20 protein-coding genes are annotated in these 23,996 nt (G+C 73.6%); 2 read left to right on the top strand and 18 right to left on the bottom strand.

Annotated elements, in window-relative coordinates; translation table 11 throughout:
• Window positions 1–35 precede the first annotated feature (35 nt).
• The 8 genes from ACI793_RS01310 to ACI793_RS01275 all read right to left on the bottom strand — a co-directional run bounded on the left by ACI793_RS01310 (window position 36) and on the right by ACI793_RS01275 (window position 9,858).
• Window positions 36–311 carry a response regulator transcription factor gene (locus ACI793_RS01310; RefSeq protein ID WP_456604557.1) on the bottom strand — a complete coding sequence of 92 codons (276 nt, stop codon included), beginning with the start codon at window positions 309–311 and terminating at the stop codon, window positions 36–38.
• 224 nt (window positions 312–535) lie between these two features.
• Window positions 536–2,356, bottom strand: a complete 1,821-nt coding sequence (locus tag ACI793_RS01305; protein WP_456604556.1) for an ABC-F family ATP-binding cassette domain-containing protein — start codon at window positions 2,354–2,356, stop codon at window positions 536–538.
• Between the two features lie 37 nt (window positions 2,357–2,393).
• A complete protein-coding gene (locus ACI793_RS01300; protein WP_456604555.1) occupies window positions 2,394–4,316 on the bottom strand; it encodes a clostripain-related cysteine peptidase in 1,923 nt (640 codons plus the stop codon).
• A gap of 109 nt (window positions 4,317–4,425) precedes the next feature.
• Entirely contained in the window at window positions 4,426–5,313 is an 888-nt protein-coding gene (locus tag ACI793_RS01295) for a transglutaminase family protein (RefSeq protein ID WP_456604554.1), read from the bottom strand.
• Window positions 5,314–5,389: 76 nt separating this feature from the next.
• Window positions 5,390–6,340: an alpha-E domain-containing protein gene (locus tag ACI793_RS01290; protein WP_456604553.1), complete on the bottom strand. Its 951-nt coding sequence runs from the start codon at window positions 6,338–6,340 to the stop codon at window positions 5,390–5,392.
• Window positions 6,334–7,938: a circularly permuted type 2 ATP-grasp protein gene (locus tag ACI793_RS01285; protein WP_456604552.1), complete on the bottom strand. Its 1,605-nt coding sequence runs from the start codon at window positions 7,936–7,938 to the stop codon at window positions 6,334–6,336. Before ACI793_RS01285 ends, ACI793_RS01290 begins: the two co-directional genes overlap by 7 nt.
• Before the next feature lie 142 nt (window positions 7,939–8,080).
• Window positions 8,081–8,845, bottom strand: coding sequence for a class I SAM-dependent methyltransferase (locus ACI793_RS01280; protein ID WP_456604551.1), 765 nt, complete (start codon window positions 8,843–8,845; stop codon window positions 8,081–8,083).
• Complete coding sequence (locus tag ACI793_RS01275) at window positions 8,842–9,858, bottom strand: methylenetetrahydrofolate reductase C-terminal domain-containing protein (RefSeq protein WP_456604550.1); 1,017 nt, start codon at window positions 9,856–9,858, stop codon at window positions 8,842–8,844. The genes ACI793_RS01280 and ACI793_RS01275 overlap by 4 nt, the downstream gene beginning before the upstream one ends.
• A 149-nt stretch (window positions 9,859–10,007) precedes the next feature.
• Between ACI793_RS01275 and ACI793_RS01270 the strand changes: the two genes are divergently transcribed.
• Window positions 10,008–11,036 carry a pirin family protein gene (locus ACI793_RS01270; protein ID WP_456604549.1) on the top strand — a complete coding sequence of 343 codons (1,029 nt, stop codon included), beginning with the start codon at window positions 10,008–10,010 and terminating at the stop codon, window positions 11,034–11,036.
• A 57-nt stretch (window positions 11,037–11,093) separates the two neighbouring features.
• On the opposite strand, the gene ACI793_RS01265 is transcribed toward ACI793_RS01270, so the two are convergent.
• Together ACI793_RS01265 and ACI793_RS01260 are read right to left on the bottom strand one after the other, a co-directional pair.
• The gene (locus ACI793_RS01265) at window positions 11,094–11,849 is read right to left on the bottom strand and encodes a VOC family protein (protein ID WP_456604548.1); all 756 of its coding nucleotides are present in this window, start codon (window positions 11,847–11,849) and stop codon (window positions 11,094–11,096) included.
• Between the two features lie 74 nt (window positions 11,850–11,923).
• Window positions 11,924–13,936, bottom strand: coding sequence for a TPM domain-containing protein (locus ACI793_RS01260; RefSeq protein WP_456604547.1), 2,013 nt, complete (start codon window positions 13,934–13,936; stop codon window positions 11,924–11,926).
• An 87-nt stretch (window positions 13,937–14,023) separates the two neighbouring features.
• On the opposite strand from ACI793_RS01260, the gene ACI793_RS01255 reads away from it, so the two are divergent.
• The gene (locus ACI793_RS01255) at window positions 14,024–14,398 is read left to right on the top strand and encodes a Rieske (2Fe-2S) protein (RefSeq protein WP_456604546.1); all 375 of its coding nucleotides are present in this window, start codon (window positions 14,024–14,026) and stop codon (window positions 14,396–14,398) included.
• 1 nt (window position 14,399) lies between these two features.
• Here the strand turns inward: ACI793_RS01255 and ACI793_RS01250 are convergent, their stop codons facing one another.
• The 8 genes from ACI793_RS01250 to ACI793_RS01215 form a co-directional block, all read right to left on the bottom strand.
• Complete coding sequence (locus tag ACI793_RS01250) at window positions 14,400–15,557, bottom strand: ABC transporter ATP-binding protein (protein ID WP_456604545.1); 1,158 nt, start codon at window positions 15,555–15,557, stop codon at window positions 14,400–14,402.
• Window positions 15,554–16,594, bottom strand: coding sequence for an ABC transporter ATP-binding protein (locus ACI793_RS01245; RefSeq protein ID WP_456604544.1), 1,041 nt, complete (start codon window positions 16,592–16,594; stop codon window positions 15,554–15,556). The genes ACI793_RS01250 and ACI793_RS01245 overlap by 4 nt, the downstream gene beginning before the upstream one ends.
• 7 nt (window positions 16,595–16,601) lie before the next feature.
• Window positions 16,602–17,543 carry an ABC transporter permease gene (locus tag ACI793_RS01240; protein ID WP_456604543.1) on the bottom strand — a complete coding sequence of 314 codons (942 nt, stop codon included), beginning with the start codon at window positions 17,541–17,543 and terminating at the stop codon, window positions 16,602–16,604.
• A gap of 31 nt (window positions 17,544–17,574) precedes the next feature.
• Window positions 17,575–18,579, bottom strand: a complete 1,005-nt coding sequence (locus ACI793_RS01235) for an ABC transporter permease (RefSeq protein ID WP_456604542.1) — start codon at window positions 18,577–18,579, stop codon at window positions 17,575–17,577.
• A gap of 113 nt (window positions 18,580–18,692) precedes the next feature.
• On the bottom strand, window positions 18,693–20,405 hold the full coding sequence (locus ACI793_RS01230; RefSeq protein ID WP_456604541.1) for an ABC transporter substrate-binding protein: 1,713 nt from the start codon (window positions 20,403–20,405) through the stop codon (window positions 18,693–18,695).
• A 201-nt stretch (window positions 20,406–20,606) separates the two neighbouring features.
• A complete protein-coding gene (gene recR, locus ACI793_RS01225) occupies window positions 20,607–21,206 on the bottom strand; it encodes a recombination mediator RecR (protein ID WP_311346244.1) in 600 nt (199 codons plus the stop codon).
• 37 nt (window positions 21,207–21,243) lie between these two features.
• Window positions 21,244–21,594, bottom strand: coding sequence for a YbaB/EbfC family nucleoid-associated protein (locus tag ACI793_RS01220; protein WP_456604540.1), 351 nt, complete (start codon window positions 21,592–21,594; stop codon window positions 21,244–21,246).
• Between the two features lie 116 nt (window positions 21,595–21,710).
• A complete protein-coding gene (locus ACI793_RS01215; protein ID WP_456604539.1) occupies window positions 21,711–23,939 on the bottom strand; it encodes a DNA polymerase III subunit gamma and tau in 2,229 nt (742 codons plus the stop codon).
• Window positions 23,940–23,996: the final 57 nt, after the last annotated feature.

The raw sequence follows: 23,996 nt of genomic DNA, 5'->3' as shown, positions 1-23,996 counted from the left end.
GGACACCGGCGGTACCCCAGGTTACCGCCACCGGCTCACCGCCCGCCTGGCGTGACCAGCCCGCTCTCGTAGGCGAACGCGACCGCCTGCACGCGGTCGCGCAGGCCGAGCTTGAGCAGGATCCGGCTCACGTGCGTCTTGACCGTCGCCTCCCCCAGGTACAGCCGCGCGGCGATCTCGGCATTGGACAGCCCGGCCGCGACCAGGGCCAGGACGTCGGTCTCCCGCTCGGTGAGCCCGGCCAGCGCGGCGGCCCGGGCCGGGTCGGGGGACGGGACCGCGGCATAGCTCTCGATGACCCGCAGCGTCACGGCCGGATCGAGCAGGCCCCGGCCCGCCGCGACCGTGCGGACGGCGGTGACGAGGTCCTCGGGCGGCGCGACCGCGCGGAGGCGAGCGCGGCCGTCTGACCCCCGCCACGATCAGGTGACCTGATCGTCGAGCGTCCTCCCTCACCGTGCACCGTGAGGGAGGACGCTCCGCGGTGAGGGTGGACGCCGTGACGGGGACCGACGCCGTACCGGAGACGGGCGGGTCAGCCGTCGGCGAGCTCCGAGGCGGCCAGCCAGGCCTCTTCGACCTCGTCCTTCTCCGCCTGCAGCGCCTTCAGCTGGGCGTCGAGCTCGGCAGCCTTCGCGTAGTCGGCTGCGGCGTCGGCGAGTTGCGCGTGCAGCTTCTTCTCGTCGGCGTCCAGCTTGAGCATCCGGCGCTCGAGCCGGCCGACCTCCTTCTTCGCCGCCCGCGCCTCGGCGGCCGAGACGGCCGGGCCCGCGGTCGACGGAGCCCCGACCGGACGTGTGCCCCCGCTGCCGGCCGCCGTGGTGAGCGGAGCACCGCCCGCGGCCCGGCGGCGCAGGTACTCGTCCACCCCACCGGGCAGCTCGGCGAGCGAGCCGTCCCCCAGTAGCGCGACGACCTTGTCGCAGACCCGGTCCACGAAGTACCGGTCGTGGCTGACCACGAGCACCGTGCCCGGGAAGCTGTCGAGCAGGTCCTCCAGCGCGGTGAGGGTGTCGATGTCCAGGTCGTTGGTGGGCTCGTCCAGCACCAGCACGTTCGGCTCGGCCATGAGCAGCCGGAGCAGCTGCAGCCGGCGCCGCTCACCACCGGAGAGGTCTCCCACCGGCGTCCACTGCCGGTTGGCCGCGAAGCCGAACCGCTCGGCCAGCGTGGACGCGGAGATCTCCTGGTTGCCGATCCGCGCGATCCGGGCGACGTCCTGCACCGCCTCCAGCACCCGGGCCTTCGGCGGCAGCTCGGTGACGTGCTGCGAGAGGTAGGCCGGTGCCACGGTCTGCCCGACGACGATCGAGCCGGCGTCCGGCTTCGTCTCCCCCACCAGCAGCTTGAGCAGCGACGTCTTGCCGGCGCCGTTCACGCCGACGATGCCGATGCGGTCACCCGGGCCGACGTTCCAGGTGAGGTCCTGGAACAGGGTCCGCGGGCCGTCGTCGGTGGGGACGGCGTAGGCGACGTCCTCCAGCTCGTAGACGGTCTTGCCCAGGCGCCGCGCGGCGAAGCCCTTGAGCGCCATCGCGTCCCGCGCCGGGGGCTCGTCGGCGATGAGCGCCTGCGCGGCCTCGATGCGGAACTTCGGCTTGCTGGTCCGGGCCGGCGGGCCGCGGCGCAGCCAGGCCAGCTCCTTGCGCACCAGGTTCTGCCGCCGCTCCTCGGTGACCGAGGAGATCCGCGCCCGCTCCGCGCGGGCCAGCGTGTAGGCCGAGTAGCCGCCGTCGTAGGCGTGCACGCTGCCGTCGGCGACCTCCCACGTGGTGGTGCAGACCTCGTCGAGGAACCACCGGTCGTGGGTGACGACGACCATCCCGCCCTGCCGGGCCTTCACGTACTCGGCCAGCCAGGCGACGCCCTCGACGTCGAGGTGGTTGGTGGGCTCGTCGAGCACCAGCAGGTCCAGCGGGCGGATCAGCTGAGCGGCCAGCGCGACCCGGCGCCGCTCGCCACCGGACATCGGGGCGACCGGGGCGTCCAGGCCCATCCGGTCCAGCTCCAGGCCCGCGAGCACGCTGCGGACGGCGGGGTCGGCGGCCCACTCGTGCTCGTTGGCGAACATGCTCGTGGGCAGCACGACGTCGCGGACCGTCGTCCCCTCCGGCAGCGTGCCCAGCTGGTCGAGCACGCCCATGGCGAGGTCGCCGCGGCGGGTGACCCGGCCGGAGTCGGGCTCGTCGGTGCCGGTCAGCAGCGAGAGCAGCGTGCTCTTGCCGCCGCCGTTGCGGCCCACGACACCGATCCGCTCGCCCGCGGCGACGCCCAGGGAGACGTCGTCGAGGATCACGGTCGTGCCGTGTGCCTTGTGCACCCGCTCGAGGTTGACCAGGTTCAGGGGTGCGCTCATCGCCGCCCAGTATCCCCGGGCCCCACGGCGGCCGCCGCTAGGGGACGACCACCTCCGTGGAGACCGAGTCGCTGTTGCCGCCGAAGTCCGTGACGGTCAGCTGCGCGTACAGCGGGGTGCCGCTCTCCAGGGGCTCGAAGTCGTACTGCAGGTTCGGCAGGTCGGCGAAGAGTCCGACGTCGGTGGCCGGCTGCCACGACTCGGTGCCGTCGGCGGCCACGACCCGCAGCTTGGGCACGATGATCCCCTCGGGGTCGGTCGTGAGCTCGCCGTACGTGCCGGCCTCCGTGTACGCGTAGTACGTCTCGTTGAGCACGTCACCCGACTCCTGGTCGAACGTGATGGTCAGCGTGACGTCGCGGTACTCCTCGTCCTCGCCCGGCGCGTAGTAGGCCAGGGGGACGTCGATGGTGGCCGACGCGGCGTCCTCGTCCCCCCAGGTGACCGTGAGGTAGGCGTACGAGGTGTCGCTGCCGTCGCTGATCGTCATGGCGGTGAGGTCGTAGCTGCCCAGCACCGTCCCCGAACCGTCGTCCGAGACCTCCGCCTGCTCCTCGCCGAAGAAGGTGACCGACCCGTCCTCGCCCACCTCGCCGTAGCTGATCGAGGACCACACCACGTTGTCCTCGGCCGCCGCGTCGAAGACCGCCTCGAGGTTGAGCCCGTAGTCGTCGAAGTAGGACTCCACCTCGCCGTCGGCCGTCTCGAAGCTGGGCTTCCGGTCCTCCGGGATCGCGGACCCGGCGTCGAAGTAGCTGGACAGGAAGCCGCCCCACGCCTGCGCGCTCTCCACCGAGGCGTAATCGGCGTTCAGCAGGTCCTCGGTCGGCGGGAAGTAGATCGACAGCCCGCTGGCGCCCTGCGCCGCCGGCCCGTTCACCTTGTAGGGGACGGCGTCGTTGATCGCCCGGATCAGCGCATCGGCCTGGTCGGAGACGTCGAGGGCGTCCACGCCGATCTCCGCGGCGAGCAGGCCGAGGTCGGCCATGTGGGTGTCGACCGTGGGGTCGGGGTCGCGGCCGAAGGAGAGCACCTCGGCGCGCTCCCGGCCCACCACGGGGGCCACGTCCGCCGCCCGCTCGCTGAGCGCGTCGCTGAAGTCGGTCACGGCCGAGTCGACGTCGGCCATCTTGTTCAGGTCGACCATGGAGAGGGTGATGTCCGCGCCGGTGCCCTCGGCCTCGGCCTGGGCGGCGAACCCGTCGACGATCGACTTCCCCAGCGTGTCCACGTCCACGGCCGGGTCGTCCGCGGCGACCTGGAAGGCGCGGTAGTCCCAGCCGTGGCCGGGCTCCAGCTCCTGGCTGGCGATCATCCGGTCGGCCAGCGGCGCCATCATGCTGGCCGTCTCGTACGTGGCCATCAGGCAGGCGTCGAAGCCGAGCAGGTCCAGCTTGTCCAGGCCGGCCTGCTCCAGGCCGTCGCTGATGCCGCCGCGCAGCTCCTCGAGGGACAGCACGCTGTGGTCGGAGCCCTCGTCCCCGCCGACGCCCGGCCAGGCGGCGCCGTGGTTGCTGATGACCAGCGCGTACTTCTCGGCGGGGTGGTCGGCGATGCCCTGGGCGATGAACTCGGCCAGCGGCGCGGGGTCACCGGTGTCCACGTCGCCGAGCTCCTCGAGCTCCTCGGCGCTGCCCTGGCCGATGGAGACGTACTTGGCGCCCACCCAGTCGTCGATGCCCAGCAGCGGGTCGCTGCTGTAGTCCTCGGCGCGGTCGACCATCGCCGCGACCTGCAGGTTCTCGTTCGACCCGACCTCGGCGAACTCCGCGAGGTCGGCGAGCAGGTAGGGCTCGAGGTCGGTGTCGGCGATCGAGTAGACGAGCACCGTCCAGCCCTCGCCCTCGGCCGCGCGCTCGGTGGCCACCTCCTCGGTCGCCACCTCCTCGGGCTCGCTGGTGCACCCCGCGGCCACCAGCACGCTCGCCGCCACACCCAGGACCGACCACCGACGACGCATGGACCCTCATCCGCTCCGCCCGCGCCGACCGGCCGGGGCACCGCGGCATCCTGGCAGGTCAGCCCCGTGTAGTCACTCCATCCTCGCGCCGCGTGTCGGTTTCGCTCGATCAGGCGAGGCGGGTGACCTCCACGGTCACCGTGTGCCCCTCGCTGCGCGGACCCGAGAACAGCCCCTTGAACGGCGGGACGTCGCCGTAGTCGCGCCCGCGGCCGAGGGTGACGTGCCGGTTGCCGATCGGGACGGAGTTGGTGGGGTCGAAGCCGTTCCAGCCGCCGTCCCACCACTCGACCCAGGCGTGGCTCTCGCCGGTCACGGCGGCGCCGATCTCCCCGTCGGGCCGGGGATGCAGGTACCCGGAGACGTAGCGGGCCGGCAGACCGAGCGCGCGGAGGATGCCGACGGTGACGTGCGTGATGTCCTGGCAGACGCCCTTGCCCGACGTCCAGGCCTGCATGGCGTTGGTCTTCACGTTGGTGGAGCCCGACAGGTACTCCATGTGGTCGTGCACGAACTGGCACACCAGTGGCCCGGCGTCGTGCGGGATCGCGTCACCGACGACGTCCCGGGCGGCCGCGACGACGTCGTCGTCGATGGCGGTGAGCGGCGTCGGGCCGAGCAGTTCGCCGAACTGCTCGCGCACCTCCCGGCCGGCCAGCCCGGCCCAGCCCAGCCGGTCGTGCGCGGCCAGGTCCGAGCCGGCCTCGACGATCGACGTGCCGGTGACCACGAGCTCCGCGTGCGGGGTGTGCAGGTCGAAGGCGGTCACCGTCGAGCCCCAGTAGTCGCGGTAGGGGTAGGCGGTGGCCCCCGGCTCGATCTCCACCTTCGAGCGCAGCGTCGTCTGCCGGGCGCTGTTCTCCGGCGTCAGCCGGGCCTCGTTGTAGGAGGAGCGCACCGGTCCGCTGTAGTGGAAGGCGGTGCGGTGCACGATCTGCAGCCGCCAGCGGGAGCCGGGGGTGCGCGCGGCCGGGGCCTGCGTCTGGAACTGGGTCATCGCCATCCCCGTTCGCTCCCGCGGGGCGCTCCGCTCCTCGCTCGTTCCTCGCTGCGATGCTCACACCCCTGTCCGCTCACCCTGCCTCCTCCGTCGCCCACACCTGCGGCGCCTGCTCGGTGAAGAAGCGGTGGGTCACCGCGGCGCTCGCCGCCGACGAGGTGCGCTGCAACTCCTCCAGCCGTGCCGGCAGCTGCGCCAGCAGGTCGGGGGTGCTCATGAACTCCAGCATCGTGCGGGCCCGGCCGACGATGCGGTGCGCCTCGCCGGCGACCCCGACCCGGGCGGCGTCCCGCACCGTGGAGCGCTCCAGCTCCACCAGGCACGCCTCGGCCCGCTCCAGGGAGGCGAACACCGACCGCGGGAACAGCCGGTCCAGCAGCAGGAACTCCGCGGCCCGGCTGGAGTCGACGACGCCACGGTAGGTGCGCAGGTAGGGCTCGTAGGCGCCGGTGGAGCGCAGCACCAGCGTCCAGGACGGCGCGGCGTCGCCGGCCAGCACGCGGGTGGAGAGCATCCGCGAGGTCATGTCCACCCGCTCCAGCGAGCGGCCCAGGATGAGGAACAGCCAGCTCTCGTCGCGGCTCATCGTGGCGTCGGCCAGCCCGAACACCATCGCCGAGCGCTCGCGCACGAACCGGAACAGCGAGTGCGGGCCGTACCGGCGGGCCATGGTGCGCTGCTGCGGGAGCGCGTTGTGCGTGACGTTGAGCGACTCCCAGATCTCGGCGCTGAGCACCTCACGGGCACCGCGGGCGTTCTCGCGGGCGGCCGACAGCGCGCCCACGATCGAGCTCGGGCTGGCCCGGTCGAAGGCGAGGGCGGCCAGCACCCGCTCGGTGTCGGCCTCGGGGTCGGGCACCGGGGAGCCCATCAGCGCCAGCAGGTTCGCGCACGCCCGGCGCTCGTCGATCCACGGGTCCTCGACCAGGCGCTGGGTGTGCACGTCGAGGATCCGGGCGGTGTCGTCGGCCCGCTCCACGTAGCGGCCGATCCAGAACAGCGACTCGGCGATCCGGCTCAGCACGGCGCGCCCTCCCCCGTCTGCTGCTGCTGCTGGGACTGGGCCAGGGCGTTGTCGTTGACCGGGCCCGGGTCCTGCGTCGGCGGCTCCTCGGGCAGGTCGGCCGCGGTGAACTCGACGGTGGTGAGGTCGCGCGCCGGGTCCTCGGCCGCGCCGTCGCCCACCGGACGCGGGCGGCTGAGCACCCAGGTGTCCTTGGAGCCGCCGCCCTGGCTGGAGTTGACCACCAGCTCCCCCTCGGGCAGCGCGACGCGGGTCAGCCCGCCGGGCAGCACCCACACCTTCTGGCCGTCGTTGATCGCGAACGGCCGCAGGTCGACGTGCCGCGGCGCGATCCGGCCACCGATCAGCGTCGGGCAGGTGGACAGGCCGATCGGCTTCTGCGCGATCCAGTCGCGGGGGGTGGCGCGGACCTTGACGGCCAGCTCCTCGAGCGTCTTCTCGTCCGCCCGGGGTCCGATGACGATCCCCTTGCCGCCGGAGCCGTCGACCGGCTTGAGCACCAGCTGGTCCAGCGACTCCAGCACCCACTCGACGGTGTCCCGGTCGTCGAGGCGGTGGGTCTCGGCGTTCTGCAGGACCGGCTCCTCGCCCAGGTAGTACCGGATGAGGTCGGGCACCCAGGTGTAGAGCAGCTTGTCGTCGGCGACGCCGTTGCCCACCGCGTTGGCGATCGTGACCCGGCCGGCGCGGGCGGCGTTCAGCACCCCGGCGCAGCCGATCACCGAGTCGGGCCGGAAGTGCACCGGGTCGAGGAACTCGTCGTCGATGCGGCGGTAGATGACGTCGACGCGGCGCTGCCCGTCCGTCGTCCGCATGCTCACCTGGTTGCCGGCGCAGACGAGGTCGCGGCCCTCGACGAGCTCGACGCCCATCTGGCGGGCGAGCAGCGCATGCTCGAAGTAGGCGGAGTTGTAGACACCGGGGGTGAGGACGACGACGGTCGGGTCGGCGGCGTTCGAGGGCGCGGCGGCCTTGAGCGCGGCCAGCAGCCGGGTCGGGTAGTCGTCGACCGGCTGGATGCGGTGGTCGGCGAACAGCTCGGGCAGCACCTGGCTCATCGCCGCCCGGTTGGTGATGACGTAGCTGACCCCCGACGGCGAGCGCAGGTTGTCCTCGAGCACGCGGAAGTCACCGGCCTCGTCGCGCACCAGGTCGATGCCGCTGACGTGCACGCGGACGCCGTTCGGTGGGACCAGACCGTGCGCCTGCCGGTGGAAGTGCGCGCTCGTCGTCACCACGCTGCGCGGCACGACCCGGTCGGCGAAGACCTGGCCGGCGCCGTAGACGTCGTCGAGGAAGGCCTCCAGCGCCAGCACCCGCTGGGCGACGCCGCGCTCGATGACGTCCCACTCCTCGGCGCCGATGACGCGGGGGACGATGTCGAGCGGGAAGGGCTGCTCCTCGCCGGCGTGGGCGAAGGTGACGCCGGCGTCGCGGTAGGTCTGGCTGAGCAGGTCGGCCCGGGCGGCGAGCTCCTCGCCGTCGATCGGCTGCAGCGAGGCGAACAGGCCCGCGTAGGCCGGCCGGGGATCCCCGACGGCGCCGAACATCTCGTCCCACTGCTGCCCCAGGAGGTAGCCGTCGAAGAGATCCGCCATGCGCCCGAACCTAGTTCGGGGATGTGTCCCGCGCGTTTCGGAGCAGCGACCACGCGGCCCGCGCGCCCTCTCCCCGCCGACCAGATCGCCGATGTGGGCGCGTCAGCGGCCGGGAAGCGCCCAGATCGCCGATGTGGGCGCGTCAGCGGGCGACGGCGACGGCGAGCCAGGGGCGCAGCGCGCCGTCGGAGAGCAGCCGGCCGACCCGCCCCGAGCTCTCCTGCGCCTGCCGGAACGCCGGGTCGTCCCCGTGCCGGCGCTCGACCTCCGCGTCGACGGCGTCGGCCGCCTGCATCCACTCCTCCGGGCTGTCGGAGAGGTCCGCCTCGGTGGTCTCGAGCAGCTCGAAGCCGGCGTCGCCCAGCAGTCCGCGCATCTCGGCCTCCGACGGGAACTCGTTGCCCTCCGGTGGTGCCGAGGGAAGCGGCCCGTCCGCGACGAAGACCAGCAGGCCCAGGCGCCCACCCTGGACCAGGACCCGGCGCAGCTCGGCCAGCGCAGCGGCCTTGTCCGAGGTCGTGCAGAGGACGCCGAGGCACTCCGCGACGTCGAACGACGCGTCGGCGAAGGGCAGCTGCTGGCCCAGGGCCACGACCGAGCGCAGCCCGAACAACCGCCGCGAGGCCCGCACCGCCGCGACCATCGGCTCCGCGCAGACCGGCCGCACCCCCCGATCGGCCGCCAGCCAGGCGGCGGGGCCGCCCACCCCCGCGCCGGAGTCGAGCACCCGGCTGCCGGGGCGGAGGTCCAGGCGGTCGGCCAACCAGCGCAGCGCCCCCTCGCTGCCGCTGCCCCGGCACCCGGCCGGGATCGCGTGGCCGCGCCCGAGGGCCCGGACGGCCTCCTCGGTCCAGCCGGCGACGGTGTCGAACTCCGCCTCCATCGCCTCGCTCTCGAGCTCCGTCATGCGGTTCCCTTCAGCTCGCCGGCGACGGCGGCCTTCACCCGCGCGCCGTCGTCCTCACCCCGCCCCGAGCCCATCCCGGACAGGTTCACGCCGACGACGCCCTCGACCGCGAGCAGGGCGCGCGCCTCCTCGACCGCGGCCGCGATGCCGGCCGCCCGGGGATCGGACGACGCCAGCACGCGCTCGACCCGGTCGTCGTCCAGCTGGAGCCCGGGGAAGCGCTGCAGCACGCGCGCCGAGCGCTCGTCGGTGTAGACGGCGACCCCGGCGACGAAGGGCAGCGTCGCGCCGGCCGCCCGCGCCGCGGCGACGAACTCACCGACCCGCGCCGGGCTGCGCACGTGGTTGAGCACGCACAGCTGCGCCCCGGCCCGCTGCTTGACCGCGACCCGCGCGGGGCGCGCCGCCACCGGCGGCGCCTCGGGTGACTCCGGCACGGCGACCGCCAGCCCGGTCCCGGCGGCGAGCGCGGCCAGCCGCGGGCCGTCCAGATCGAACACCTGGGTCGCCCCGGTGCGGACGCCCGGGCCACGGGCGTCGCCGGTGACGCACAGGACCCCGTCGGCGCCGAGGGCCGCGAGCCCGGCCAGCTCCTGCTCGAGGACCACGCGGTTGCGGTCGCGGCAGGCCAGCGTCGTCCACAGCCGGCCGCCGGCCGCGTGCACCCGGGCGGCCATCATCGTGGGCGGCACGTCCGGACGGTTGGCGTGCTCGCCGGCCAGGAGCGCGTCGGACACGGGCGCGAGCACCTCGACCACGCGGCGCACCGAGTCGGCGTCGAACGGCGCCGTCGTCAGGTCGGCGAGGACGACCGGGCCGCGCGCGGCGGCGGCCAGCAGCCCGCTGGTGGCGACCGGCTCCACCGGCGGATCCGGCCAGGCCGGCAACGGCCCGTCGACGAAGACGCAGCGGTGCTCGGCCACTTCGCAGCGATCACCGGGGCGCACCCCGCCGCACGGGCCGAAGACCATGCGCTTGGGGCAGCCGAGCCGGGGTGGGAGGAGGTCCGGCACCGTCCAGCCGTGTCCGCTGCGGACCGCGGTGAAACCCGGGAGGCGACGTCCTCCGGCGTCCACGTCCCGCGGACCGGTCCGCCGGGAAGCTTTGGGAAGGCGCCTGGGTTACGGTGTCGCTAGTTGAACTCTCAACCGAGGAGGCCGGCATGCCTGCCGTCACCGTCGAGGACACCACCACGCTTCCCCGCGTCCCGCTCCCGGGCCCGGGCACCGTCCGCCGCCGGACCCGCTCGGTCACCACCGCGCCGTCGGGCTTCGAGGGCGAGGGGTTCCCGGTCCGCCGGGCGTTCGCCGGCGTCGACCTCCGCGACCTGGACCCCTTCATCCACATGGACCAGATGGGCGAGGTCGAGTACGCGCCCGGTGAGCCCAAGGGGACGTCGTGGCACCCGCACCGCGGCTTCGAGACCGTCACCTACATCATCGACGGCACCTTCGAGCACGCCGACTCCCACGGCGGCGGGGGCACGATCAGCAACGGCGACACCCAGTGGATGACCGCCGGCGGTGGCGTCCTGCACATCGAGCGCCCGCCGGAGCACCTCGTCGCCAGCGGCGGCCTCTTCCACGGCCTGCAGCTGTGGGTGAACCTGCCGAGGGCGCAGAAGTGGGTGGAGCCGCGCTACCAGGACCTGCGCGCACAGGAGTCCGTCCTGCTCGCCAGCGCCGACGCCGGTGCGCTGCTCCGGGTGATCGCAGGCGACGTCGCCGGCGCCACCGGACCCGGGTCCACCTACACGCCGATGGCCATGGTGCACGCCACCGTCTCCCCCGGCGCCACCCTGGACCTGCCGTGGCGTCCGGACTTCAACGCCCTGGTCTACGTGCTCTCCGGTGCCGGGTCGGTGGGCATCGACGCGGCGCCGGTCCGCACCGGCCAGCTCGCGGTGCTCGGCCCCGGGGACACCGTGACGATCAACGGCGCGGTGCACCAGGAGTCGCGCACGCCGGCGCTCGACGTCGTCGTCCTCGGCGGCGCGCCCATCCGCGAGCCGATCGCCATGGCCGGGCCCTTCGTCATGAACTCGCGGCAGGAGGTCCTCGATGCGTTCGAGGACTTCCAGAAGGGGCGACTGGGCTCGATCCCCGCCGCCTACGGACGCCGCGAGCCGATGCCGCACGGCGGGGTCCGGGGCGAGAGCGGGCAGGCCGCACCGCCTGCTCCCCGCGCCTGACGTCCGATCCCTCGGCGGCTGCGGCCGCCGAGGGATCGACGCCCGGCGACGCCGGGCTCAGCCCGGGGACACCATGACCGAGAACGAGGCACCCCACGGGTCCTCGAGCACGGCGAACCGGCCGAACTCGGTGTCCTCCGCCGGGTGCAGCACCTTGCCGCCCGCCCCCTCGACGGCGCGGACCGCACCGTCGGTCGAGGACACCGCGAAGCAGACCGTCCAGCCGCTGGGCAGTCCGGGCGAGATCTCGCCGAGCCCACCGAGCGGATCTCCTCCGGTGCCGAAGCTGGCGTAGGGCGCCATCCCCTCCATCGGCTGCCACTGGAAGCCGAACACCGCGGTGTAGAACCGGTGCGCCGCGTCCGGGTCCTCGACAGCCGCCTCGTTCCACACCAGGGCCCCGGGCTCGTTGTACCGCTGGACGCCGGTGTGCTGCCCGGACTGCCAGAGCCCGAACGCATGACCCTGCGGGTCGAGCGCGATGACCATCGTGCCCAGCGGGCCGATCTCCATGGGCTCGACGACGACGGTGCCGCCGGCCTCGCGGATGCGGCCCGCGGTCGCCGTGGCGTCGTCGGTGGCGAAGTACGTCGTCCAGGCCGGCGGGTCACCCTCGCCCATCAGCGGGCCGAGGCCGGCGACCTGCGCCCCGTCCTTCTGCGCGTTCAGGTAGCCGCCGAACTCCTCGCCGCCGCCGGTCCAGGACCAGCCCAGCAGGTCGGCGTAGAAGGCCTTCGCGCCGTCCACGTCAGCGGCGCCGTAGTCGATCCAGCACGGGGTGCCGGCCGGCCAGGCGGTGTCTCGAGTGGGCATCTCTCCTCCTCTGTGTGAGGAGGGTCACGCTGCCACCGGGGTCCGACAGTTCCCAGGGCTCCTGGCGCGAGGACCTAGAAGCGGCCGCCGCCGAAGCCGCCCCCGCCGCCACCTCCGCCACCGAAGCCGCCTCCGCCGAAGCCGCCCCCACCGCCGAAGCCACCACCGAAGCCGCCGCCCCGGCCGCCGCCGAGCAGGATGCCGCCGAGCACCAGGCTGCCGAGGTCCACGCCTCCCCGGCGGTACCCGGGCCCGTAGCCGCCGCCGAACCCACCGGGGCCGCCGCCGTAGCCGCCGCCCCAGCCGGAGAGGTCGTCCTGGGCCCGCTCGAACGCCGAGCGCGCCAGCGAGGTGGCCTGGTGCGCCTCCTGCAGCGCCGCCACCGGCTCGTCGCGCCCGCGGGCGACGGCGGCGTCGAGGTGCCGCTGCGCCTCGGCCAGCCGGGTGCGCGCCTCGGGGCCGATCGCACCCCGCCGGGTGGCGATGAAGTCGCGGGCGGAGGCGATCTCCGACCGGGCGGTCATGATCGCCTGCTCCAGGGCGGCCGCCGCCCGGCGGACCTGGGTCTGCGCGTCGCGCGCCACGGCGAGCGCCTGCTCCAGGGCGATGTCGGCCTCCTCCAGCTGCCGCAGCGCGGCCAGCGGGTCCGGCCGGTCGCCGGCGAGCGCGCCGTCGGCCGCGGTGAGTGCCGCCTCCGCCCGGCTGATCTGCGGGCGCAGGCCGCTGCGGTCGCCCGACGCGACGAGCGCGCGCGCCTCGGCGAGGTCCTTCTCGGTCTCGGCCCGGATCGCGGCGACCCGGCTCCCGGCGGCGTCGAGCTCGGTGCCGAGCCGGCCGACGGCGTCGAGCAGGGTGGCGGTCTGGGCCACCGCGTCCTCGGCCGCGCGGATGTCGCCCACGGCGGTGCCGGGCTCCGGCGAGGCCAGCGCGGTCCGGGCCTCCTGCACCTCCTGCTCGGCGGCGGCGAGCCGGGCGCGCGCCTCGGTGACGTTGTCCGCGACCGGGGCGACCGCCGAAGCGGCGAAGCGCTGCCGCAGCTGCTCGAGCCGCTGCTCCTCCTGCGGGATGCGGGCGTGCAGTTCGGCGATCCGCGGCGCCAGGGCGTCGAGCACCTGGGGCGCGGTGTGCTCCAGGTCGCGCAGCGCGGCGAACGCCTCGGCCTGCTCGTCCAGCCGGGTGCCGGCGGCCTGGGTCAGCTGCAGCATCTCCCCCAGCATCCGGCGCGTGGTCGGCTCGTCCTCCGGGATGTCGTCGTCGAGCTGCTGGCGGATCGCGAAGGCCCGGGAGAGCTCGTCGCGCGACGTCGCCAGGGCCTTGTCGAACCCGTCGACCGCCTGCGGGCCGTACTGCAGGCGGGCGTAGTCGAGGTCCAGCTGCGAGGTCTGCATCGCCTCGTCGAGCTGCAGGAGCGCGTTGCTCGCCCGGCCCTGCAGCTCGTCGGTGGAGACACCGGCGTACGGGTCGACCTTCTCCAGCCGGGTGACCGGCGGAGGCAGCGCCTCGGCCTTGCGCCGCCGGTTGCGACTGACCAGGTACGCGCCGCCACCGACGACGGCGATGCCGACCAGGACCAGCAGCGCACCACCGCCACCGCCGTCCCCGGAGCCGGGGGCCTCGCCGGTGCGCAGGATGTCGGCGTAAGTGACGACGCCGGCCGCCCAGTCGCCCTCGCGGAACTCGGGCACCATGGCCTGGTTGGCCAGCTGCTCGGCCTCCGCGCGGGTCGCGTCCGCGCCGTCGGGCACGTCGATGACGTACTCGCCCAGGTTCACGGCGACGGCGAGCATCGCGTCGGCACCGCCCAACCCGGAGAGCTGCTGCGTCTCCGTCATCCACTCTTCGCTGCTCAAGCCGCCGAAGTCGTCGACGAAGACGACGAACAGCTGGATCCCGTCCTCGGACTGCAACTCGTCCAGGGCGGCCTCGATCTCGGCCTCGCCCCCGAGGACGCCGGCCTCGTCGACGATGCGGTCCTCGAGCCGGAACGGTTCCTCCGCCAGCGCGGGGCCGGCAGCACCGACGGCGAGCAGGGCGGACGCGCCCACGACCACGAACAGCCTGCGGACGGCCACCTTCACACGGATCACCGATCGAAGGTACCGGCGCAGCGGGGGTCGGGCGGGATCGCTGTGGGTAGGCGGTGCCCACCCACCCCGCATCCCGAGGAGTTCCCCGTGCCGCAGGACGACCGGATCCCCGCCACCGAGCTGCCCCCGGGGAGGGTGCGCCGCGTCGGCGACTGGGCCGTGGGCAACCGCGGCCCGGGACCGGCCGGGCAGGACCGCCACTTCGCCGTCTCCCGCCGCTGCCGGCACCAGCTCGCCGATCTGTCCGAGGGCACGGTGGACGCCGACGGCTGCCTGGTGTGCCCGTGGCACCAGAGCCGCTACGACGTGCGCACCGGCGAGATGGTCGACGGCCCGCGCGGCTTCCTGGGCTACCACGGGCCGACCCCGGTCTACTCCGGGCTCGTCGCCGCCGTCGGCCGCCTGGTGCGGCTGCGCGTCCGCCGGGCGCGCCGCGACGGCGACGACGTCGTCCTCGACTGAGCTACCTCCGCTCGATGGGCTGATCCACGCCCTGCACCAGCGCATCGGTCTCCGGGTTCTCCGCACCGGGGGCCCGCACCGAGGCGCCCATGGACGCCGCGACCTCCTCGGGCGACTTCGGGTGCAGGACGCCGTCCCGGATCTCCTCGGCCCAGTGGCAGCTGACCAGCCGAGCGGGGGCGAGTTCCCGCAGCACCGGCACCTCGTCGTCGCACCGGGTCGCCTGCCGCCACGGGCAGCGGGTGTGGAACCGGCACCCGCTGGGCGGGTTGGCCGGCGACGGCAGGTCACCGGCGAGCAGGATCCGCTCGCGCGTCTCCTCCACGACCGGGTCCGGCACGGGGACGGCGCTCATCAGGGACCGGGTGTAGGGGTGCAGCGGCTGCTCGTACAGGTCGTCGGCAGGTGCCTGCTCGACCAGCGAGCCGAGGTACATGACCCCGACGACGTCGCTGATGTGCCGCACCACGGCGAGGTCGTGGGCGATGACCAGGTAGGTCAGGCCGAGCCGTTCCTGCAGTTCCTCCAGCAGGTTGAGCACCTGGGCCTGGACGCTGACGTCCAGCGCCGAGACCGGCTCGTCGGCGATGAGCAGATCCGGCTCGAGCGCGACGGCGCGGGCGATGCCGATGCGCTGCCGCTGGCCGCCGGAGAACTCGTGCGGGTACCGCCGCAGCGCGGCCGACGGCAGGCCGACCGCGTCCAGCAGGGTGCGGATCTTCTCGGCGATACCGGCCTTGCCGCCACCGAGACCGTGGGCGCGCAGCGGTTCGGACAGCAGCGACTCGACGTTCTGCCGCGGGTCGAGGCTGCCCAGCGGGTCCTGGAACACCATCTGCATGCGCTGGCGCATGTGCCGCAGCGGTTCACCCTTGAGCGAGGCCACGTCGGTGCCGTCGAAGATCACCTCGCCGGCAGTCGGCTCCTCCAGGCGCAGGATCGCCCGGCCGAGCGTCGACTTGCCGCAGCCGGACTCACCCACCAGCCCGTAGGTGGCGCCCCGCTCGATGGTGAGGTCGACGCCGTCCACGGCCCGGACGTGGCCGACGGTCCGGTCGAAGACGATCCCCCGCTTGATCGGGAAGTGCACCTTCAGGCCCCGGACCTGCAGCAGCGGCCCCTCGCCCGGCGTGCGCGGTGCCGGCGCGTCAGCGGTCATCGGACGGCTCCGGACGCGGTGGCGCCGGATCGGGACGCCGGGTACTCCAGCGGGTGCCGGCAGCGCAGCTCACGCCCCGGCCCGTCGTACTCCAGCGGCACGATGCTGCCGGACACCTCGGTCAGGCAGTCGTCCTCGGCGTTGTCGCACCGCGGTGCGAAGGCGCAGCCCTGGGACCACGGAATGGCGTCGCGGGCCGAGCCCCGGATGGGCGTCAGCGGCGTCCCGCGGCTGGCGTCCAGGCGGGGCACCGAGGCCAGCAGGCCACCGGTGTAGGGCTGCCTCGGCCGGGCGAAGAGTTCGTGCCGGTCCGCGGTCTCGATGATCTTCCCCGCGTACATGACGTGCACGCGGTCGCACAGCCCGGCGACGACGCCGAGGTCGTGCGTGATCATCACCAGCGCCGTCCCGCTGTCGACGACGAGCTCCTTCAGCAGCTCGAGGATCTGGGCCTGGATGGTGACGTCGAGCGCGGTGGTGGGTTCGTCGGCGATGAGCAGCCGCGGCGAGCAGGCCAGGGACATCGCGATCAGCGCGCGCTGCCGCATACCGCCGGAGAGCTGGTGGGGGTACTCCTTGAGCCGCCGCTGCGGGTCGGGGATGCCGACCTTGTCCAGCAGCTCGACGGCCTCCCGCGAGGCCTGCGTGCGGTCCATGTCGCGGTGCTCGAGGAGCACCTCGGTGACCTGGGTGCCGATCGGCACGGTGGGGTTGAGCGAGGACAGCGGGTCCTGGAAGACCATGGCCATGTCGGCGCCGCGCATGCGGCGCAGCACCTCGTCGCCTGCACCGACGAGTTCCTGGCCGTCGAAGCGCACGGAGCCGCCGACCTGCACGCCGCGCTTGGGCAGCAGCCCCATGACGGCCAGCGAGGTCACCGACTTGCCGCAGCCGGACTCGCCGACCAGGCCGATCGTCTCTCCCGGAGCGACCGAGAAGCTGACCCCGTCGACGGCGCGGGTCCCGGCCTCTCCCTTGCGCGTGAAGGTGACCGTGAGCTCGTCGACCTCGAGGACCGGAGCGTTCGGGATCGTCACAGGGCGCTCACCTCCGGAACTTCGGGTCGAGGGCCTCGCGCAGCCGCTCACCGAGCAGCGTGAAGCCGAGGGCCACCACGATGATGCAGAGCGCGGGCCAGATGGCCAGCCACGGACGGACGGAGAGGAAGGCCTGCGCGTTGGCGAGCATCGCCCCCCACTCCGGGCGGGCGATGTCGGGGTCGCCCAGGCCCAGGAACGACAGCGCCGCCGCCTCGATGATCGCGGTCGCGAGCGACAGCGTCGCCTGGACGATCACCGGCGACAGCGAGTTGGGCAGCACGTGCCCGAACACGATGCGGGCCTTCTTCACGCCCAGCGCCCGCGCCGCGACGGCGTAGTCGCTGTTCCGCTGGGCGAGCATCGATCCCCGCAACAGCCGGGCGAAGACCGGCACCTGGACGACGGCGATGGCGATCATCAGCGAGTACTGGTTCTGCCCGAGGAGCACCGAGACGGTGATCGCCATGAGCAGGCCCGGGATCGACAGGATGATGTCGACGAACCGCATGACGACGGTGTCGACCCACCCGCCGAAGGCACCGGCGAGCACCCCCAGCGTCATGCCGACGATCAGCCCGAGGACGGTGGACACGACGCCGATCAGCAACGACTGACGCGATCCGTAGATCAGCCGGGAGAGCAGATCCCGGCCGAGGTTGTCCACCCCGAGCGGGAAGCCCTCCCGCGGGCCGGGGATCTGCCCCGGGCGGATCTCCGAGAGCAGGTACTGCGTCACCGGATCCTTGGGGGCCAGCAGCGGGGCGAACGCGGCCACCACCAGGAAGATCAGCACGATGACCGCGCCGATGATGGCGACCGGGTCGCGCCGCAGCCGGTTGAAGGCGCTGCGCGTCAGCGAGAGCCCGCCGTCGCCCTCCGGGATCGCCCCCGCCTGAGCCGCCAGCTCGTCGATCCGCCTCCGGCGGACGTCCCCCACCGCGGTCACCGCTGCGCACCCCGGTTCGATTCCGCAAGCTTCATCGAACTCTCACTCTCGGGTCCAGGAGACCGTAGGAGATGTCGACCAGCAGGTTCACCAGCACGTACACCACGGCGAGCAGCAGGATGAAGCCCTGGAGCACGGCGAAGTCCCGGTAGGTGATCGCGTCCCGGAGAGCCAGACCGACCCCACCGAACGCGAACACGGTCTCGGTCAGCACCGCGCCGGACAGCAGGAGCCCGGTCTGCAGCCCGATCGTCGTCGACACCGGGAGCAGAGCGTTGCGGACGATGTGCCGGCGCCGGACGGTCGCCGTCGCCAGGCCCTTCGCGTTCGCCGTCCGCACGTAGTCCTCGTTGACCACGTCCAGGACCGACGCCCGGGTGATCCGCACGATGATCGCCAGCGGGATGGTCCCGAGCGCGATGGCCGGCAGGACGAGGTGCAGCACGGCGTCCCAGGCGGCGTCCCACTCCCGGGTCAGGATCCCGTCGAGGACGTAGAAGTTGGTGATCCGGGTGGCGTCGATGCGCACGTCCTGCCGGCCGGAGCCGGGCAGCCAGCCGAGCTCGACGGCGAAGGCCAGCCGGAGCAGGTAGGCGAGGAAGAAGACCGGGATCGCGACGCCCAGCAACGAGCCGACGACGGACGCCGAGTCGAGGAAGCTGCCGTGCCGGCGGGCGGCGAGGTAGCCCAGCGGGATGCCCACGCCGATCGCGAAGACCATCGCGACGAGGGTCAGCTCGATGGTGCCCGGGAACCGCTCGAGGAAGACCTCTGTGACCGGGCGGCCGTACTGGGTGGAGTTTCCGAAGTCGAGGGTCAGCGCCCGGCCGAGGAAGCGCAGGTACTGGACGTAGAGCGGCTCGTCGAGGCCGAACAGCTCGTTGTACTGGGCGATCGCCTCGGGAGTCGCCCGCTCGCCGAGCGCGGCCTGCGCCGGGCCGCCGGGCAGGGCCCGCAGCCAGGCGAAGAGCAGCACGGACAGCCCGAGCAGGATCGGGATCAGCTGGAGTAGCCGCTGGACGATGAAGCGGAGCACGTGGTCGCGTCAGCCTTTCCGGACAGCTCGGTCCTGGTCGCCTCCGACCCCGGACGGGCGACCGCGCCGGCGGCGGCATCATGCCACCACCGGCGCGGTCGAGGGGTACCGGCTCAGTCCTCCAGGTAGACCGTGGAGAAGTCCTCGGCGGTCAGGGGGCTGGGCTCGAGACCCTGCACGTTCTCGGCGACCACGAGCGCCGGGGGCGAGTGCGTGATCGGGACACCGGGCAGGTAGTCCATGATCAGCCGGTTGGCCTCCTCGTAGAGCTCCGTCCGCTCGGACGGCTCCGGCTCGGCGTCGGCCTCGGCCAGCGCCGCGAAGATCTCCGGAGCGCTGAACGCGCCGAACTCCGCGGACGCCTGGTTGTTCTGGTCCTCGGCGAAGAACGTGCCGATGAAGTTGTAGGCGTCGTTGTAGTCGCCGGTCCAGCCGAGCAGGTGGATGTCGGCCTGACCGGACTGGACCGCCTGCAGGTAGTCCGGGTTCCACTGCAGCGCGGTCGGCTCGATGGTGATGCCGACCTCCTGCAGGTCCTCGCTGATCACCTGGTACATCGCGGCCGGGTCCGGCAGGTACGGCCGGCTGACGTCGGTCGGGTAGTAGAACCGCAGGGTGAGGTTCTGCTGACCGGCCTCGGCGAGCAGCTCACGGGCCCGCTCGGGGTCGTACTCGTAGGTGGTCACGTCGTCGGCCCAGCCGTCGACGGTCGGCGGCATGAACTGAGTGGCCACCTCCGCCCCCTCGGGGAGCAGCGAGTTGGCGATGGTCTGCCGGTCGATCGCGTGGGCGATCGCCTGGCGCACCCGCTCGTCCTGCAGCGCCGGGTTGGCGGCCGTCCCGGGGACGTTCCCGCCGTTGAACCCCAGGTACAGGATGTTGAACGGTTCGCGGACGAGGACCTGTGCATCCGCGTCCTCCAGCGTGTCGTAGTCGGCGGGCGCGACGAAGTCGTAGCCGTCGATGGTGCCGGCCTGCAGCTCCTGCCGGCGGGTGTTCCCGTCGGGGATGGTGCGGAAGATGATCTCGTCGAGCAGCGCCTGCTCGCCCCAGTAGTCCTCGTTGCGGACGATGGTGACCTCGCCGTTGCCGCGGTCCCAGCTGTCGAACTTGAAGGGGCCGGTGCCGGTCGGGTGCTCGAGGGCGTACTCGGTGTAGGTGATCGCGTCCTCGCTGCCGGACAGGTTGTCCGCGTCGTACTCCTGCAGCGCCGTCGGGCTCTGGATGGAGAACGCCGGCAGCGACAGGGCGGCGGGGATCTTGCTGGTCACCTGGTTGAAGCTGACGACGGCGGTGTTCTCGTCGGTCGCCTCGCAGCCCTCGTAGATGCCGGGGTTGTCGCTGTCGGCGAAGCCGCCGAAGACCGCCTGGTAGTAGTACGAGGCGCTGGGGCTCTGGGCCAGGCCCTCGAAGTTGTGCCAGCGGTCGAAGTTGAAGCACACCGCCTCGGCGTTGAAGTCCGTCCCGTCGTGGAACTGGACGTCCTCGCGCAGGTTGAAGGTGTACTCCAGACCGTCCTCGCTGACCTCCCAGTCCTCGGCCAGCGCCGGCACGAGCTCGGTGGTGCCCGGCTCGTTGGTCAGCAGCCCCTCGTGGATCTGGCGGGCGATCCGGAAGGTCTCGCCGTCACTGGCGAACGCCGGGTCGAACATCGCGGGGTCACCGGCGGCGCCGAAGACCAGGGTGCCGCCGGACTGGCCTTCGCCGGCGGCGTCGGCGCCGTCGCCGGAGTCGTCACGGTCGCTGGAGGCACAGGCGGAGAGGGTGACCGCGGTTACGGCTGCGGCCGAAGCGGCGAGCGCGCGGGTGTAGCGGCGACGATGCATCGCGGAAGACCTGCCTTCCCAGCCCCTGCGGGCCGGACGGGATCCGGATCTGGCAGTCGTGGACGCGAAGATCCACACTGTTCAGCGGACCTTAAGACGCCCGTTCCCGTACCGGCGAGGCGAAGGCTGCATCGACACCATCTCGTGACATGGCACACATGGCGGCCTGCGGCCGTCGTCGGGCGGTGCCCATGACGCGGCTCAGGCGGTGATGGTGCGGCGGCCCTCGAACGCGCGGCCCAGCGTGACCTCGTCGGCGTACTCCAGGTCGCCACCCACCGGCAGGCCGCTGGCCAGCCGGCTCACGGTCAGCCCCATGGGTCCGACCAGCCGGGCCAGGTAGGCGGCGGTCGCCTCGCCCTCGAGATTGGGGTCGGTGGCGATGATCAACTCGGTGACGGCGCCGTTCATCAGTCGGGTCATCAGCTCCTTGACCCGCAGGTCGTCCGGGCCCACCCCGTCGATCGGGCTGATGGCGCCGCCGAGCACGTGGTAGCGGCCACGGAACTCCCGGGTCCGCTCGATGGCCACGACGTCCTTGGGCTCCTCGACGACGCAGAGCACGTCCTCGGTGCGGCGCGGGTCGCGGCAGATCCGGCACTGCTCGGCCTCGGCGACGTTGTAGCAGGTCACGCAGAAGCGGACCTCGGCCTGCACCCGGTTCAGCGCGGCGACCAGCCGGCCGACGTCGGCGGACTCGGACGCCAGCAGGTGGAAGGCGATCCGCTGCGCGCTCTTGGGCCCGACGCCGGGGAGGCGGCCGAGCTCGTCGATGAGGTCCTGGACGGCGCCCTCGTACACGGTGTTCCTCGATCTCTGGGCGGTGTGGCGGTGCCGGTCAGAAGCCGGGCAGGCCCAGCCCGCCCCCCGGGCCGCCACCGAGACCGCCGGCCAGCGGGCCCATGGTGTCGGCCGCCAGCTGGTCGACGGCGCGCCTGGCGTCGCGGACCGCGGCGACCACGAGGTCCTGGAGCGTCTCCAGGTCGTCGGGATCGACGGCGGCCGGGGCGATCGTCAGCGCGGTCAGCTCACCGCTGCCGGTCATCGTCGCCGACACCAGCCCGCCGCCGGCGGTGCCGGTGACCTCGCGCGCGGCGAGCTCCTCCTGCGCGGCGACGAGCTGCTGCTGCATCTCCTGCGCCTGCTTCATCAACTGAGACAGGTCGGGCTGGCCTCCACCGGGGAACATGGTTCGAGAGTAGGCCGCGGATCCGACGTGCACCGGCTTCCGGGCTCTTCCCGGGACGGCTGGTGCCCGCGGGACAGGACGCCCGCCGTCGGCCCGGGCGCCGCCGGGAGAGCGGCTCAGGACTCGATCGGACGGGCCCCGAGCTGGGTGCGCAGCAGCGACAGCGCCGCCTGCTCCGGATCGACGACGGCCGCCGGCTCGCCCCCCGACCCCGACTCCTCCGCCGCCCGCTCGGCCATGAGCTCACGGGCCTCGGCCGCCTCGGCGGCGCGGGCCGCCTCACGGGCGTCCTCGCGGCTGACCGGCGGCCCCGGCGCGGCAGCGCCCGCGACGACCACCTGCACCTTCCAGCGGACGCCGAGGAGCTCCTGCAGCGACGCACGGAGGACGTCCTTGTTGAGGTCGTCGCCCAGCATCTTGGCCAGTGCCGGCGAGGTCGCCTCCAGCGTGAGGACGCCGCCCGCCAGGTCGTGCACCTGGGCGCTCTTGAGCAGCGCCTCGGTGGTCCGCTTGTGGCCGCGGACCACCTTCAGCAACTCGGGCCACACCCGCCGGACGTCGCTGGTGTCCAGCGTGCCCTCGGACTCGGGTGGATTGGCCGACACCACCGGCGTCGGCTCGCCGCCGCGGGGCACGGGCGAGGACTCCGCCGCCGGCCGGGGCGCGGCGGCCGGTGCCGGCTCCTCGACGCGCGCTGCCGCGGCACGGACGGCCGCCGGCCGGGCCGGGTGCGGCCAGTCCTCGTCGTCGGTGGGCTCGGGCGGCAGGGGGATGTCCGGCTCGTCGGTCGCGGGACGCACGGACCTGGCGTCGGGCCGTCCGGCCGCAGCGGCCGGAGCGGGTGCATCCGGAGCGGGCGCGGCCGCCCGGGTGCGCGATCCGGGCTGCACGGTCTCGGGCCAGTCGTCCGCGGCGGGGGCGGCGGCCGGAGGTGCGGGCTCGGGCGCCGGCGCAGCAGCCTCACGGCGCTGCGAGGGACGGACGTACCCCGTCGCCGCGGCGGCCGGCTGCTGGCGCACGGGCTCGGCCGGCGCCGCACGGACGGGCGCGGGCGCGTCCGCCGGCGCCACGGCCGCCGGACGCGCGGGCTCGGGCGCACGCGCCGGTGCCGGCCGGGCCTCGGCGGGGCGCGCCGGCTGCTGCGGCGCGTCCTCGGTCTGCGGCCGGCCGGCGTGCTCGCCGGCGATCGACATCCGCCGCTCGAGGCGCTCGAGCCGCTGCAGCGTGGCGACCGCGGAGCCGTCGGTGCCCGGCAGCAGCATGCGGGCGCAGACCAGCTCGAGCAGCAGCCGCGGCGCCGTCGTCCCCCGCATCTCGGTGAGCCCCTCGTGCACGGTGTCGGCCATGCGCGACAACGTCGCCGAGCCCAGCGCCTGCGCCTGCTGGCTCATCAGGTCCAGCCGGTCCGACGGCGAGTCGAGCAGCCCGTTGCCACCGGCGTCGGGCACCGCGTCCAGCACGATCAGGTCGCGCAGCCGGTCGAGCAGGTCGGTGGCGAACCGGCGCGGGTCGTGCCCGGCCTCGACCACCCGGTCGACCGCGCGGAACACCCCGGCGGCGTCGTGCGCGGCCAGCGCGTCGATCGTCTCGTCCAGCAGCGCGTCGTCGGTGACCCCGAGCAGGCCGACGGCGGTCTTGTAGGTCACGCCCTCCGGACCGGCACCGGCGAGCAGCTGGTCGAGGATGGACAGGGAGTCACGGACCGATCCGCCGCCGGCGCGGACGACGAGCGGGAAGACCGTCGGCTCGACCGTCACCCCCTCGGCGGCGCAGGTCTTCTCCAGCAGCCCGCGCAGCGTCGTCGGCGGCACCAGGCGGAACGGGTAGTGGTGGGTGCGCGACCGGATGGTGGACAGCACCTTGTCCGGCTCCGTCGTCGCGAAGACGAAGACGAGGAACTCCGGGGGTTCCTCCACCACCTTGAGCAGGGCGTTGAAGCCCTGCGAGGACACCATGTGGGCCTCGTCGACGATGTAGACCTTGTAGCGACTGTTCACCGGCGCGAAGAACGCCCGCTCGCGCAGGTCGCGGGCGTCGTCGACACCACCGTGGCTTGCCGCGTCGATCTCGATGACGTCGAGCGAGCCCGGGCCGTCGGGGGCCAGCGCCACGCAGGAGCCGCAGACGCCGCAGGGGGTCGAGGTGGGCCCCTGCTCGCAGTTCAGCGAGCGGGCCAGGATGCGCGCCGAGGACGTCTTGCCGCAGCCGCGCGGGCCGCTGAAGAGATAGGCGTGGTTGATCCGGCCGCCGTCGACCGCGTTCACCAGCGGCGCGGTGACGTGCTCCTGCCCGACCACCTCGGCGAAGGTCGCCGGGCGGTACTTCCGGTACAGAGCCAGGGCCACGGGGCGAGGTTACCCAGGCGCTCCGACGGTCCGGGCGCATCGTCCGGCCGCACGGGC

It is taken from the genome of Blastococcus sp. SYSU DS0617, from assembly GCF_054051075.1.
The sequence above is the reverse complement of the archived record's forward strand: the minus strand, read 5'-3'. Positions and strand labels throughout refer to the sequence as shown.

Bases quoted from the DNA above. Each gene is read 5' to 3' on its own strand.
- ACI793_RS01250 (WP_456604545.1), bottom strand. From the start codon at position 15,557: ATGACCGCTGACGCGCCGGCACCGCGCACGCCGGGCGAGGGGCCGCTG.
- ACI793_RS01265 (WP_456604548.1), bottom strand. From the start codon at position 11,849: ATGCCCACTCGAGACACCGCCTGGCCGGCCGGCACCCCGTGCTGGATC.
- ACI793_RS01220 (WP_456604540.1), bottom strand. From the start codon at position 21,594: ATGTTCCCCGGTGGAGGCCAGCCCGACCTGTCTCAGTTGATGAAGCAG.
- ACI793_RS01300 (WP_456604555.1), bottom strand. From the start codon at position 4,316: ATGCGTCGTCGGTGGTCGGTCCTGGGTGTGGCGGCGAGCGTGCTGGTG.
- ACI793_RS01230 (WP_456604541.1), bottom strand. From the start codon at position 20,405: ATGCATCGTCGCCGCTACACCCGCGCGCTCGCCGCTTCGGCCGCAGCC.
- ACI793_RS01295 (WP_456604554.1), bottom strand. From the start codon at position 5,313: ATGACCCAGTTCCAGACGCAGGCCCCGGCCGCGCGCACCCCCGGCTCC.
- ACI793_RS01285 (WP_456604552.1), bottom strand. From the start codon at position 7,938: ATGGCGGATCTCTTCGACGGCTACCTCCTGGGGCAGCAGTGGGACGAG.
- ACI793_RS01270 (WP_456604549.1), top strand. From the start codon at position 10,008: ATGCCTGCCGTCACCGTCGAGGACACCACCACGCTTCCCCGCGTCCCG.
- ACI793_RS01305 (WP_456604556.1), bottom strand. From the start codon at position 2,356: ATGAGCGCACCCCTGAACCTGGTCAACCTCGAGCGGGTGCACAAGGCA.
- ACI793_RS01280 (WP_456604551.1), bottom strand. From the start codon at position 8,845: ATGACGGAGCTCGAGAGCGAGGCGATGGAGGCGGAGTTCGACACCGTC.